Raw genomic sequence first — 13,272 nt, 5'->3', positions numbered from 1 at the left:
CATCCCCATGGTCGTCCATGATGCGGATGTCGCGCCAAGTGGATAGACGCCGCGTGGGGGTTTCGTGACGGTACTGGTGCACAGCGAATCCGTCGAGAGCCCGCGCCCCCCAAGGGTCGTACGGGGTAAGGCTGCTGACTGAGAGTGAAATATGATTTCTCTCGGCGACCGGGTGACGAGCGGTGCGTACGGGTGAACGGAAGGGTCGATACGATGCCGGACTTCAATGTCGTACGGGTCACGGGGGAGTGTCGTGTTCGGAATCGTGAGGCCCTGCGTCCACCGGCTCGGTGAAGGGCTCAAGGCGCAGTGGATGGCGCATTTGTGCGGGCTGTGTCTCGCACTGCGCGGGGACCACGGCCAGTTCGCGCGGGTGGTCACCAACTATGACGGCCTGCTGATATCGGTTCTGACGGAGGCTCAGACCGCGAAGGCGGCGGGAACGCGGCGCACCGCGGGGCCCTGCCCCCTGCGCGGTATGCGGACCGCATCGGTCGCGCAGGGCGAGGGCGCGCGGCTCGCCGCCGCCGTCTCGCTGGTCCTCGCCTCGGCGAAGGTGCGCGACCATGTCGCCGACGGCGACGGTCTCCTCGCGCGCAGACCCGTCGCGCTCGCGGCGCGCCGGGTCGCCACGAGCTGGGGCAGGGCGGGCGCCCGGACGGGAACCGCCGTGGGCTTCGACACCGCGGTGCTCGTCGACGCGGTGGACCGCCAGATCGGGATCGAGGCGCTGGCCGGGCCCGGAACGCCGTTGCTGACGGTCACGGAACCCACCGAGACCGCCACCGCCGCCGCGTTCGCGCACACCGCGGTCCTCGCGGGCCGCCCCGGCAACGCCGCCGCGCTGGCCGAGGCCGGGCGGCTCTTCGGGCGGCTCGCCCATCTGCTGGACGCCGTGGAGGACAGGGAGGCCGACGCGGCGTCGGGGGCCTGGAACCCGCTCACGGCCACCGGGACCCCGCTCACCGAGGCCCGCAGGCTCGCCGACGACGCCCTGCACGGGATACGGCTCGCCCTGCGCGAGGCCGAGTTCACCGACAGCGGGCTGGCGCACATGCTGCTCGTCCACGAACTGGGCCGCTCCGTCGACCGCGCGTTCGGGACGTCGGGGTGCGGGCACACGGGGGGCGGAGCGCACGGCTCCGCCGGGTCCGGTGTCCTCCTCGACGCGACGGGCTCCGCACTGGTGCCGGGGCCCGAGGGGTCCTTCGGGCCGCCCCAGCACGGCGGGAACCCGTACGCCGGCGGTGGGAACCCCTTCGGCGGCGGCCCCGTCCTTCCGCCGCCTCCCGGCAAGCGCGGATTCTGGGCGGGCTGCGCCGCGGCCGTCGGGCTGTGCTGCACCTGCAAGGTGTGCTGCGCCGACCAGTACGAGGGCCCGTGGTCGCGCAAGAAGCGCGAAGGGTGCCTGAACAGCTGCGACTGCGACGGCGGTTGCTGCGACGCGTGTGAGTGCTGCGAGTGCTGCGAGTGCTGCGAATGCTGTGAGTGCTGCGACTGCGGATGCTGACCGCGCGCGGGGGCGATGTCCCGTCATGACACGGGGCCGCTCCCGTACCCCGGTCAGGCGAGCCCGTGTGCAAGGGTTGATCACATGACGACGGACGCACCCGAGGACTGGAAGCGCTGGCAGGAACACCGTGTGGCGACGGTGTCCGCGCCCTACGGCCCGCTCGCCCTGATCGCGACCCACTGGATCGAGGACTATCCGGAGGGGCGACTTCCGGACATCCCGGGGCATTGGGCCGTCAAGGGCGACGGAGTGGCTCTGACGGCGCTGGCCGAGGAAGGGCTCACGGTCGACGGCGAGCCGTTCACCGGCGACATCGTGCTGGACGCGGACTACGGACCGGCCGGCGACGCCCGCCTCGGGCGCGGAGGGCGGCGGTTCGTCGTGCTGGTGCGCGAGGAGATCTGGGGCGTCCGCGCGTACGACCCCGAGTCGCCCGCCCGGAAGGCCTTCGCGGGCATCGAGGCGACCCCGTACGACCCGCGCTGGTCGGTGCCCGGACAGTTCACCCCGTACGGCGAGGGCCGTACCGTGCGCGTCGAGAACGCCGACGGGGTGACCCGCGGGCTCCCCCTCGGCGGAGTCCTCGCCTTCACCCTGGACGGCCAGGACCTCACCCTCCAGGTGTCGGTGGAGAGCGACGGCTCGCTGTGGGCCGTGTTCGCCGACACCACCAGCAGGGACGGCAGTTATCGCTTCCGGTTCCTGCGGCCGGCCGCGCCCGACGCCGAGGGACGCACGACGGTGGACTTCAACCGGACCCTGCTTCCGCCGTGCGCGTTCGCCGATCATTTCGTCTGCCCGTTCCCGCCGCCCGGGAACACGCTGCGCGTCGCCGTCGCCGCGGGGGAGCGCCGACTGGCCTGAGGCTCCCGGGACTTCCGGGGGCGCGCGGGACATCCGGTGCCTTCAGTGGTCCGATGATCAACCTCCGTTGCATGAGGGCAAGTTGAACGCTGCACGGCCGAAAGGCGCCCTTGCGTCTGTCGGCCGCGCAGCCGAATACTCCCCCTCAGCGCCTTGTCAGGGGCATGCCTTGTTCGGAATCCGGACGAGCGGCTCCCGGCTGCGCCTCACGGGCCCCGACCCCACGAGATGGGGCCCCTAACTTCCCTTCGGAGGAATGAAACGTGAGGATCAAGCGCACAACCCCCCGCGGCGGCATCGCGAGACGGAGCCGGCTGATCGCCGTGGCCACCGGACTCGTCGCCGCGGCAGCGTTCGCGGTCCCCAGCGCGAACGCGTCCGACGCCCACACGTTCAGTGCGACCCAGCTGAGCAGTGCCGGGAAATCGGTGCTCAAGTCCGACATCGCGGGCACCGCCTGGGCGGTCGACGCCAAGACGAACCGCGTGGTCGTCACCGTCGACAGCACGGTCTCGAAGGCGGAGATCGCGAAGATCGGGCGCGAGGCGGGCGGCAACGCGGCCGCCCTCACCATCAAGCACACACCGGGCACCTTCAAGAAGCTGATCACCGGCGGCGACGCCATCTACGGCGGTTCCTACCGCTGTTCGCTCGGTTTCAACGTGCACAGCGGGAGCACCTACTACTTCCTGACCGCCGGCCACTGCGGTCAGGTCGCCTCCACCTGGTACTCCAACTCGGGGCACACCACGACGCTGGGCACGAACGTCAGCTACAGCTTCCCGACCAACGACTTCGCGCTGGTCCGCTACACCAACTCCTCGGTCGCGCACCCGAGCGCGGTCGGCAGCCAGACGATCAGCAGCGCGGCCACGCCCAGCGTGGGCACGACGGTCTACCGGCGCGGCTCGACCACCGGTACGCACAGCGGCAAGGTCACCGCTCTGAACGCCACGGTCAACTACGGCAGTGGTGACGTCGTCTACGGCATGATCCAGACCACGGTCTGCGCCGAGGGCGGCGACAGCGGCGGCCCGCTGTACGGCGGCAGCGTGGCGTACGGTCTGACCTCCGGCGGCAGCGGCAACTGCACCTCCGGCGGCACGACCTTCTTCCAGCCGGTCACCGAGGCGCTGAGCTACTACGGCGTGAGCGTCGGCTGACCTTCCGGTCGCGCGACGGACCGGCCGTTCATCGACTCGTCGACTCCTCGACCGGTCGATCCACCAGGCCGGCACCCCCCACGGGTTTCCGCGCGACCGGACCCACGGCAGACCGAACGGCGGGCGAGCCCCCGCACGCAACCGGCGTGCGGGGGCTCGCCTTTTTCATGTCACCCAAGGGCGATTTCAAGACACCCCAGGTCCCGCCGACCGTGACGATGTTATGTGCGCGCTGTGTTTGCGGTGCGAATCCCCGGGTGTGACCACGCATGGTCAAGACGTAGAACGCGTACGGCTGTTGTCGTACGGACGTCCTGAAGTCGACCTTGTGTGTTCCCTGTGCGTCTCGGAATAGTGGTCCGAGGAACAACTGACATGGACGCGACGGTACGGACTTTTCGCCGTGCTCGGAGCCCGTGTCCCAACGCCTTCAGGTCCCGGGGGGTCCCCACAACCTCCCGGACCGACCCCCCACAGGAGGACGTGAGTTGAAGCACCGACGTATATCCAAGAGGCCTGCGCTCGTGACGGGTGCGGGCATCGCCGCGCTGGTCGCCGCCGGAGTGACGTTCCAGACTGCGAACGCGAGCGAGGTCCCGAAGAACCCCGAGCCGCACACCCTCTCCGTCACGGCGGCCGGAAAGCTCGCCTCGACCCTGGGTGAGGACCTGGGGTCCGGCGTCGCGGGAACGTACTACGACACGAAGTCCCGGCACCTCGTCGTCAACGTGCTCGACGAGAGCGCGGCCGACGCGGTCGCGGCGGCCGGGGCCAGGCCGAGGATCGTCGAGAACTCCCTCGCCGAGCTGACGAGCGCCCGCGCCACGCTCAAGAAGGACGCGACCGTCCCCGGTACGTCCTGGGCGACCGACCCGCGGACCGACAAGGTCGTCGTCACCGCCGACCGCACGGTCTCCGACGCCCAGTGGGCCAGGCTCGCCAAGGTCGTCGACGGTCTCGGCGCCAAGGCCGAACTCAGGCGGACCAAGGGGGAGTTCAAGCCCTTCATCGCCGGTGGTGACGCCATCAGCGGTTCCGGCGGGCGCTGTTCGCTCGGCTTCAACGTGGTCAAGGGCGGCCAGCCCTACTTCATCACCGCCGGGCACTGCACCCAGGCGATCTCCACCTGGTCGGACTCCAGCGGCAAGCAGATCGGCACGAACGAGCAGTCCAGCTTCCCCGACAACGACTTCGGCCTGGTCAAGTACACGGCGACCACGGACCACCCGAGCGAGGTCGACCTCTACAACGGCTCCACGCAGCCCATCACCAAGGCGGGCGACGCCACCGTCGGCATGAAGGTGACCCGCAGCGGCTCCACGACCCATGTGCACGACGGCACGGTCAAGGGTCTGGACGCCACCGTGAACTACGGCAACGGCGATGTGGTCAACGGTCTCATCCAGACCGACGTCTGCGCCGAGCCCGGCGACAGCGGCGGCTCGCTGTTCTCCGGCGACACCGCGATCGGCCTCACCTCCGGCGGCAGCGGGGACTGCACCGCGGGCGGCGAGACCTTCTTCCAGCCGGTACCCGAGGCGCTCTCGGCCTTCGGGGCCCAGATCGGCTGACGGCCGCACCGGGCCCGCCGACGGCCTTCCCGGCCGGCCTTCCCGGGAGGGCGGAGCCCCGTCCCCGCGCGTGTCGCGGGGACGGGGCTCCCGGCGTTCGCGCAGGTGGCACCGGGTCCGGGCGGATGTCGTACAAGCGTTCGAGAATTGGTCTATGGTGGGGGTGAGATAGATGGGAACGAATGTTCGAGAGCCGTAAAGGCTCACAGGTCGGGAGGTGTGCGTGCCGGGATTCACGCATCTGCACACCGCCTCCGGGTTCTCCCTGCGGTACGGGGCCTCGCACCCGGAGCGCCTCGCCGAGCGCGCCTCCGAGCGGGACATGGACGCCCTCGCGCTCACCGATCGGGACACCCTCGCGGGCTCGGTCCGGTTCGCCAAGGCCTGCGCGAAGGCGGGCATCCGGCCGCTGTTCGGCGTGGACCTGGCGGTCGGCGAGCCCGTACGGGGAGAGCGGCGCCGCACCCCGGTGCGCGGCGGCGCCTTCGTCGACGAGTCGGCACCCCGTGCGACCTTCCTCGCCCGGGACGGCGCCGACGGCTGGGCCGACCTGTGCAGAATCGTCACGGCGACGCATGCGGGCGGCAAGGCGGACGGCCCCCCGCTGCTGCCCTGGTCCGACAACCACGCCGAAGGCCTTGTCGTGCTACTCGGCCCCGGCTCCGACGTCGGCCGCGCGCTCGCCGCGGGCCGCCCCGACCGCGCGGCCACGCTGCTCGCGCCCTGGCGGGAGATCTACGGCGACGCCCTGCGCCTCGAAGCCGTCTGGCACGGCCGCCAGGGCACCGGCCCCGGCTCCCTGCGCCTGGCCGCCCGCACGGTCGGCTTCGCCGCCGAGCAGCGGGTGCGCCCCGTGCTCAGCAACGCCGTCCGGTACGCCGACGCGGGACTCGGCCCCGTCGCCGACGTCCTGGACGCCGCCCGCCGGCTCGTCCCCGTCGACCCCCGGGGCGAACTGGACTCCGGCGAGGCCTGGCTCAAGGACGAGGCCGCCATGCTGGCCGCCGCCGAACGGATCGTCGAGGCGGCGGGCTACCGCCGTGACACCGCGCTCCGGCTGCTCGAACAGACACGGGCCACCGCCGCGGCCTGCCGTGTCGACCCCGAGGGCGACCTCGGCATCGGCGGCGTCCGCTTCCCGGAACCGCGTCTCGTCGGCGCGGACCGGCGTACCGCCCAGCGCGTCCTGGCCTCCCGCGCGGCGGCGGGCATGGTGCTGCGCGGCTACGCGGGCCGGCGCGCCTACTGGGAGCGGATGCACCACGAGCTGGACATCATCGCCCACCACAACTTCGCCTCCTACTTCCTGACGGTCGCTCAAGTGGTGGACGACGTCAGGGAGATGGGAATTCGGGTCGCGGCCCGCGGTTCGGGGGCCGGCTCCCTGGTCAACCATCTCCTCGGCATCGCGCACGCCGACCCCGTCGAGCACCGGCTGCTGATGGAGCGCTTCCTGTCCAAGCGCCGCCCGGTACTGCCCGACATCGACATCGACGTGGAGTCCGCCCGCCGTCTCGAGGTCTACCGCGCGATCATCGGCCGGTTCGGCACCGAGCGGGTCGCGACCGTCTCCATGCCCGAGACCTACCGCGTCCGGCACGCCGTCCGTGACGTGGGCGCCGCCCTCTCGCTCGACCCGGCCGAGATCGACCGGATCGCCAAGGCGTTCCCGCACATCCGGGCCCGTGACGCCCGCCTGGCCATGAAGGAACTCCCCGAACTGCGCGAGCTGGCGGGGGAGAAGGGCAGATACGGCAAGCTGTGGGACCTCGTCGAATCCCTCGACGCCCTTCCGCGCGGTATCGCCATGCACCCGTGCGGGGTGCTCCTCTCCGACGCCTCCCTGCTCGCCCGTACGCCGGTCATGCCGACCAGCGGCGAGGGCCTGCCCATGTCGCAGTTCGACAAGGAGGACGTCGAGGACCTCGGCCTGCTGAAGCTCGACGTGCTGGGCGTGCGGATGCAGTCCGCGATGGCGCACGCGGTGGCCGAGGTGGAGCGGGCCACCGGCGACCGGCCGGACCTCGACGCGGTGGCGCCGGGCGACCCCGCGACGTACCGGCTGATCCGGTCCACCGAGACGCTGGGCTGCTTCCAGATCGAGTCGCCGGGGCAGCGCGACCTGGTCGGACGGCTTCAGCCCGCCACCTTCCACGACCTCGTCGTCGACATCTCGCTCTTCCGGCCGGGGCCGGTCGCCGCCGACATGGTGCGGCCGTTCATCGAGGCGCGGCACGGCCGGGCGCCGGTCCGCTACCCGCACCCGGATCTGGAGGGGCCGCTGAAGGAGACGTACGGGGTCGTCGTCTTCCACGAGCAGATCATCGACATCGTCGACATCATGACCGGCTGCGGACGCGACGAGGCGGACCGGGTGCGGCGCGGGCTGTCCGACCCCGAGTCGCAGGCGCGCATCCGGTTCTGGTTCGCGCAGCACGCGGCGGTGAAGGGGTACGACGCCGAGACCATCGCGCGCACCTGGGAGATCGTCGAGGCCTTCGGGTCGTACGGCTTCTGCAAGGCGCACGCCGTCGCCTTCGCCGTCCCGACCTACCAGTCGGCGTGGCTGAAGGCCCACCACCCGGCCGCCTTCTACGCGGGGCTGCTGACGCACGACCCCGGGATGTACCCGAAGCGGCTGCTGCTGGCGGACGCGCGGCGGCGCGGGGTGCCGATCCTGCCGCTGGACGTGAACCGGTCGGCGGTCGCTCATCGTATCGAACTGGTGTCCGACCCGAAGGGGGATGGTTCCACCGGTTCCGCCGTCTCCCGTGGCCGGTGGGGCGTCCGGCTGGCGCTCTCCGACGTGCACGGCATCAGCGAGGCCGAGGCGGCGCGGATCGCGGACGGGCAGCCGTACGCCTCACTGCTCGACTTCTGGGAACGGGCCCGGCCGAGCCGGCCGCTCGCCCAACGGCTCGCGCAGGTCGGCGCGCTGGACGCGTTCGGCGCCAACCGCCGTGATCTCCAGCTGCACCTGACCGAACTGCACCGCGGGTCCCGGGGCGCGGGCGGCGGCCAACTCCCTTTGTCCGGAGGGCGGAACACCGCCTCCGCCGGGCTGCCCGACCTGTCCCCGGCGGAGCGGCTGAGCGCCGAACTGGGCGTGCTCTCGATGGACGCCTCGCGCAATCTGATGGACGACCACCGCGCGTTCCTCGGGGAGTTGGGCGTGGTCACGGCCCGTCGGCTGCGCGAGGCACGGCACGGTGAGACGGTCCTGGTCGCGGGTGCCAAGGCGGCCACCCAGACCCCGCCGATCCGGTCCGGCAAGCGGGTCATCTTCAGCACGCTGGACGACGGGACGGGCCTGGTCGACCTCGCCTTCTTCGACGACTCCCACGACGCCTGCGCCCACACCGTCTTCCACTCCTGGCTGCTGCTCGTACGAGGAGTGGTCCAGCGCCGCGGCCCGCGCAGCCTCAGCGTGGTGGGCGCGGCGGCCTGGAATCTCGCCGAACTGGTCGAGTTGCGCGCCGAGGGCGGCCTCGACGTGGTGGCGGCGCGTCTGGCCGAGCCCGCGCCGGAGCGGCAGGGGGAGCCGGGCGGTCCGGGGGAGCCGGGGGAGTCCGGGAGCCGGACGATCCGGATGTCCACGGGGTACGAGATGAATCCCTGGGCCGATCTGCGTCCCGCGGGCGAAGGGCCCGCGGGGGGAAAGAAGTTGTGGCACCAGAGCCCGGGGAGTGCGGGATGACCGTCCTTTGTGTACGTTTCCAGCTGCCGTCGATGCACGAGGCCGCCCTGCCCCGGCTCCTCGGCGTCCTGGGGGAGTTCACCCCCGTGGTCGAGGCGCTGCCGCCCGACACCGCCCTGCTCGATCTGCGGGGCGCCGAGCGGTACTTCGGGCGCGGCGCCGTCGAGTTCGCCTCGCTGATCCGGGTGCGGACCCTCGCCCTGTACGGGATCGACTGCGTGATCGGCGCAGGGCCCGGACCGATGCTCGCGCGGATGGCGCTGCGGGACGCCGTACCCGGAGTGCCCCGGGTGGTGTCCCAAGAGCCGGACGCCGTAACGGAGTTCCTCGCCGACCGGCCCGTCGCCGCGCTGCCAGGCGTCGGCGGCGCCACCGCCCGCACCCTGTGCGAGTACGGCCTCGACACCATCGGCAAGGTCGCGGCCGCGCCCCTGTCCACGCTCCAGCGTCTCACCGGCGTCCGGCCCGGCCGCGAACTGCGCGAGAAGGCGTCCGGCGTCGACCGCGGCCGGGTCGTACCGAACGCCACCTCACGCTCCCTGGCCGCCGAACGCACCTTCCCGCACGACGAGTTGGATCCCTCCGGGCATCGCAGGGCCCTGCTCTCCGCGACCGAGGAACTCGGCACCCGGCTGCGTTCCCTGGAGAAGGTCTGCCGCACGCTGACCCTCACCGTGCGGTACGCCGACCGCTCCGCGACCGTCCGCGGCCGTGCTCTCAGGGAGCCCACCGCCCACTCCTCGACGCTGACCGGCACCGCGTACCGCATGTACGAGGCGCTCGGCCTCCAGCGCGCCCGGGTCCGGGTGATCGCGCTGCGGGCCGAGGGGCTGACCCCCGCGGCACAGGCCTCCCATCAGCTCACCTTCGACCCGGTCGACGAGAAGGTCCGCCGGATCGAGGAGGTCGCCGACCGGGCGCGGGCCAGGTTCGGCCCGCATGTGATCGGCCCGGGGACGCTGGCCGCGTGAACGGCGTCAGTTGGCCCAGGGCGGAGTGAGGGACGAGCCGTCGGCCAGCTCGGCCCGGAGGCCGACGGACGTGGTGACCCAGGCGAGCGCGGTCTCCTGGGCCGGGTTCTCGATGCCGAAGGCCACGCCCGGGGTGACGATCACGGTGTCGCCCGAGGAGACCCGCTCGGTGCTGCCGCCGAGCGTGACCAGCAGCTCCCCGGAGAGGAGCAGGAAGATCTCCTCGCGGTCGACGGTGTGCACGGGGGCCTGATGCCCCGCGGGGATCTCCACGCGCCAGGCGCACAGCTCCTTGCTGCCGCTGCGGGGAGAGGCGTACGAGAGGAAACGGCCGCCGTGGATCTCGTGGACGACGGCTTCGGACGAACGGACGACGGGCACGGGGGCCTCCAGGATCAGGGTTCGCGGGGCGGTCGGGCGCTCGACATATGGTCAAGTTGCTTGACTATGTTCTGCGAGATTATGGTCAAGCAGCTTGACTGAATAGTCAAGGGTGTTTCAATGCGTGCGTGCAGAATTCCGAGGCCATGGCCCTGTCCGCCGCCCTGCTCGCCGCCGCCGGCGAGCTGACGCAACGTATCCACGAAGGTGTCGTCGCCCGCGGATTCGAGGGGTTGCGGCCCGCGCACGGCTTCGCCTTCGCGCGGCTCGCGCCGGACGGGGCGACCGTCACCGACGTCGCCGCCCATCTGGGGGTCACCAAGCAGGCCGCAAGCCAGCTCGTCGAGGAACTCGTCCGCAAGGGGTACGTCGAGCGGCGGCCGCACCCCGAGGACGCGCGGGCCCGGCTCGTGGTGCTGACCGAACTCGGGTGGGCCTGCACCCGCGCGGCGGAAGAGGCGGCCGCGGACGCCGTGGGGGCGTGGGTCGAAGTGCTGGGCGAGGGTGAGATGCGCGCGTTGCGCACGCGTTTGACGCGTATCGCGCCCTACGGTCCGATCAGGCCCACCTGGTGACGTTCCGTCACCGGTGGTGACCGGCGTGGTTATCACTGGAAGTTTTTACTGACGCGTAACTTCACACGTCTGCTACTCGACCGTAACTTGACGAGTGAACAGCATCCTCGTGATCCGGATCACAGGGCGTACACCCCCACAACTCCCTTGAGCCGCAAGGAGATCACCCGATGCTGCCCTGGAAGCGAGTGCTCAGACCCCTGGCCGCGCTGCTCCTGACCGCCACGGTCGCGATCGTCCCCGCCGCCGCAGCACAAGCTGATTCCGCCCCCAGCAGTGGCTGGAACAACTACTCCTGCAAGCCCTCCGCCACACACCCGCGTCCCGTCGTGCTCGTCCACGGCACCTTCGGGAACTCCGTCGACAACTGGCTGGCCCTCGCCCCCTACCTGACCAGCCGCGGGTACTGCGTCTTCTCCCTCGACTACGGGCAACTGCCCGGCGTCCCGCTCTTCAACGGCCTCGGCCCGATCGACGCCTCGGCCGCGCAGCTCCAGGTCTTCGTCGACAAGGTGCTCGCCGCGACCGGCGCCGCCAAGGTCGACCTGGTGGGTCACTCGCAGGGCGGCATGATGCCCCGCTACTACCTCAAGTTCCTCGGTGGAGCGGCCAAGGTGAACGCCCTCGTCGGCATCGCCCCCGACAACCACGGCACGAACCTCAACGGGCTCACCAACCTGCTCCCGTACTTCCCCGGGGCCAAGGACCTGCTGTCCGCGGCGACCCCCGGACTCGCGGACCAGATCGTCGGCTCCGCGTTCCTGACCAAGCTCAACGCGGGCGGCGACACCGTGCCCGGCGTCCACTACACGGTCATCGCCACCAAGTACGACGAGGTGGTCACCCCGTACCAGTCCGAGTTCCTGAGCGGATCCGACGTCCACAACGTCCTGTTGCAGAACCTGTGCTCCCTGGACCTGTCCGAGCACGTGGCCATCGGGATCCTCGACCGGATCGCGTACCACGAGGTGGCGAACGCGCTCGACCCGGCGCACGCGTCCACCACCACCTGCGCGTCCGTGTTCAGCTGACCGGCTCGGCGGACCACTCGTCCATGGTGGTCCGCCCGAGCATGCCGGCGTGATCGTCCGTCCGTCCGTGCTCCGCCCGCATGCGGAGCGCGGACGGCGGACCACGCCGCCGGGGGCTGTCCGGCCTGAGCCGCCGGTCAGCCCCCGGAGTCGTTCCGGCCTTCCGGCCTGGTCTTCCGGCCTTCCGGGTCCCTCGGGTCCTCGGGTACTCCGGGTCCCTCGAGCCTTCTGGTCGTCCTAGCGCCCGTGTCCGTGTCCGCGACGGCTGCCCGGTGTCGCGCGTCGCCGCACCGAGGCGAACAGCGCCGCGGCACCGAGCGCGAGCGCGGCGGCACCGCCGATCGCGACGTACGAGGTGGAGGAGTCGCCGCCGGTCTCGGCGAGGCTCCGGGGCGAACCGGCGGCCTCCGGCCGGCTCTGCGCGGAGTCCGCGGACCCGGCGGAATCGGTGGTGTCCCGGGTCTCCCCGGCCGGTTCGCCCGACGCGGTGTTCCCGGCCGCATCGGCCTCGGCCGCGTCCGAACCCGCGGCAGGCTCCGCGGAGGCGCCGGCGTCCTCGTGACCGTTGCCGTGATCGTGGTGCACGGTCGACTTGCCGTTGCCGTCCTCGATCTGCCTCTCCGACGGAGCCGAGGCGCTCGGCGCGGGAGCGCTGCCGCCGCCCGAGCCCGAGCCCTTGCCGCCGCCCGCGCCCCCGAACGCCACGTCGGAGCAGGAGTAGAAGGCCTCCGGGCTGTCCCAGCGCTGCCAGACCGCGTACAGGAGCTGCTTGCCCGAGCGCTCCGGGAGTGTGCCGGAGAACGTGTAGAAGCCGCCCGAGGCCGTCGGGTCGGTGGCCGTCGCGACCGGACGCGCCAGGTCGAGATCGCCCCAGGCCAGCGGTCGCGACGGGTCGTAGCCCTGCTTGGTCATGTAGACCTTGAACGTGCCCTTGTGGGGCGCGGTGACCCGGTACCTGAAGGTGTACGGGCCACTGCTCACGCGCGTCGCGGGCCAGTCGGAGCGCGCCAGGTCGAGCCCCTTGAACTCGGCGTTGCCGGCGCTGCACAGCTTGCCGTCCGGGATCAGCTGTTGGTGCCGCCCGTTCGCGTCGCCGATGCGGATGCCGTTCCAGTCGTACAGCGCCTGCGTTCCGCCCGCCGCGACGGCCGCCTTGCACGCGGCCGACCTCGGGTTCTCCGGGCCCTCCGCGTAGCACTGGGACACCCGGCTCACCGGGTCCCCCATCGAACCGTGCGCCGAGGCCGGCACCGCGGCCAGCGCGGACAGGGCGAGCGGTGCGACACCGAGGACGGCGACGCCGGCGGCCTTGCGGCGTGCGGACATGGGGAACTCCTCGAACGGTCCTGATACGTGGGGCGAGTCCCCGCACGGCGCTCCGTGCGGGGATCCCGTGGGGGATCCCGTGGGGGTGATCAGAAACTAGCCCGAAGAAACCGAGGAATCGCCTGCTGGAGCCGGGGGACGGAGATCCTTATGGTGGCTTTAAGGGAGTGCTGAGACTGC

At 71.6% G+C, this 13,272-nt stretch carries 10 protein-coding genes; 8 read left to right on the top strand and 2 right to left on the bottom strand.

Annotated elements, in window-relative coordinates:
* Positions 1-226 precede the first annotated feature (226 nt).
* The 6 genes from WJM95_RS06065 to WJM95_RS06040 all read left to right on the top strand — a co-directional run bounded on the left by WJM95_RS06065 (position 227) and on the right by WJM95_RS06040 (position 9,779).
* On the top strand, positions 227-1,510 hold the full coding sequence (locus WJM95_RS06065; protein ID WP_339128442.1) for a DUF5685 family protein: 1,284 nt from the start codon (positions 227-229) through the stop codon (positions 1,508-1,510).
* A gap of 84 nt (positions 1,511-1,594) precedes the next feature.
* On the top strand, positions 1,595-2,377 hold the full coding sequence (locus WJM95_RS06060; RefSeq protein WP_339128441.1) for a DUF1684 domain-containing protein: 783 nt from the start codon (positions 1,595-1,597) through the stop codon (positions 2,375-2,377).
* 263 nt (positions 2,378-2,640) lie between these two features.
* Positions 2,641-3,540 (top strand): S1 family peptidase, encoded by a 900-nt coding sequence (locus WJM95_RS06055; RefSeq protein WP_339128440.1) that lies wholly within the window; start codon positions 2,641-2,643, stop codon positions 3,538-3,540.
* Positions 3,541-4,028: 488 nt separating this feature from the next.
* On the top strand, positions 4,029-5,111 hold the full coding sequence (locus tag WJM95_RS06050) for a S1 family peptidase (protein ID WP_339128439.1): 1,083 nt from the start codon (positions 4,029-4,031) through the stop codon (positions 5,109-5,111).
* A gap of 223 nt (positions 5,112-5,334) precedes the next feature.
* Positions 5,335-8,808, top strand: coding sequence for a DNA polymerase III subunit alpha (dnaE, locus tag WJM95_RS06045; protein ID WP_339128438.1), 3,474 nt, complete (start codon positions 5,335-5,337; stop codon positions 8,806-8,808).
* A complete protein-coding gene (locus tag WJM95_RS06040; RefSeq protein WP_339128437.1) occupies positions 8,805-9,779 on the top strand; it encodes a hypothetical protein in 975 nt (324 codons plus the stop codon). The genes dnaE and WJM95_RS06040 overlap by 4 nt, the downstream gene beginning before the upstream one ends.
* 6 nt (positions 9,780-9,785) lie before the next feature.
* Here the strand turns inward: WJM95_RS06040 and WJM95_RS06035 are convergent, their stop codons facing one another.
* The gene (locus WJM95_RS06035; protein WP_339128436.1) at positions 9,786-10,160 is read right to left on the bottom strand and encodes a cupin domain-containing protein; all 375 of its coding nucleotides are present in this window, start codon (positions 10,158-10,160) and stop codon (positions 9,786-9,788) included.
* Between the two features lie 128 nt (positions 10,161-10,288).
* Between WJM95_RS06035 and WJM95_RS06030 the strand changes: the two genes are divergently transcribed.
* Both WJM95_RS06030 and WJM95_RS06025 read left to right on the top strand, forming a co-directional pair.
* Positions 10,289-10,735, top strand: coding sequence for a MarR family winged helix-turn-helix transcriptional regulator (locus WJM95_RS06030; RefSeq protein ID WP_339128435.1), 447 nt, complete (start codon positions 10,289-10,291; stop codon positions 10,733-10,735).
* A 170-nt stretch (positions 10,736-10,905) separates the two neighbouring features.
* On the top strand, positions 10,906-11,766 hold the full coding sequence (locus tag WJM95_RS06025) for an alpha/beta fold hydrolase (protein WP_339128434.1): 861 nt from the start codon (positions 10,906-10,908) through the stop codon (positions 11,764-11,766).
* Positions 11,767-12,003: 237 nt separating this feature from the next.
* On the opposite strand, the gene WJM95_RS06020 is transcribed toward WJM95_RS06025, so the two are convergent.
* Complete coding sequence (locus WJM95_RS06020; protein WP_339128433.1) at positions 12,004-13,092, bottom strand: lytic polysaccharide monooxygenase; 1,089 nt, start codon at positions 13,090-13,092, stop codon at positions 12,004-12,006.
* Positions 13,093-13,272 lie beyond the last annotated feature (180 nt).

Source organism: Streptomyces sp. f51, from assembly GCF_037940415.1.
GTDB lineage: Bacteria > Actinomycetota > Actinomycetes > Streptomycetales > Streptomycetaceae > Streptomyces.
This window is presented reverse-complemented; position numbering and strand designations above follow the sequence as displayed.

Coding starts and splice junctions, on each gene's coding strand:
- WJM95_RS06020 (WP_339128433.1), bottom strand. CDS start 13,092: ATGTCCGCACGCCGCAAGGCCGCCGGCGTCGCCGTCCTCGGTGTCGCA.
- WJM95_RS06060 (WP_339128441.1), top strand. CDS start 1,595: ATGACGACGGACGCACCCGAGGACTGGAAGCGCTGGCAGGAACACCGT.
- WJM95_RS06065 (WP_339128442.1), top strand. CDS start 227: ATGTCGTACGGGTCACGGGGGAGTGTCGTGTTCGGAATCGTGAGGCCC.
- WJM95_RS06040 (WP_339128437.1), top strand. CDS start 8,805: ATGACCGTCCTTTGTGTACGTTTCCAGCTGCCGTCGATGCACGAGGCC.
- WJM95_RS06025 (WP_339128434.1), top strand. CDS start 10,906: ATGCTGCCCTGGAAGCGAGTGCTCAGACCCCTGGCCGCGCTGCTCCTG.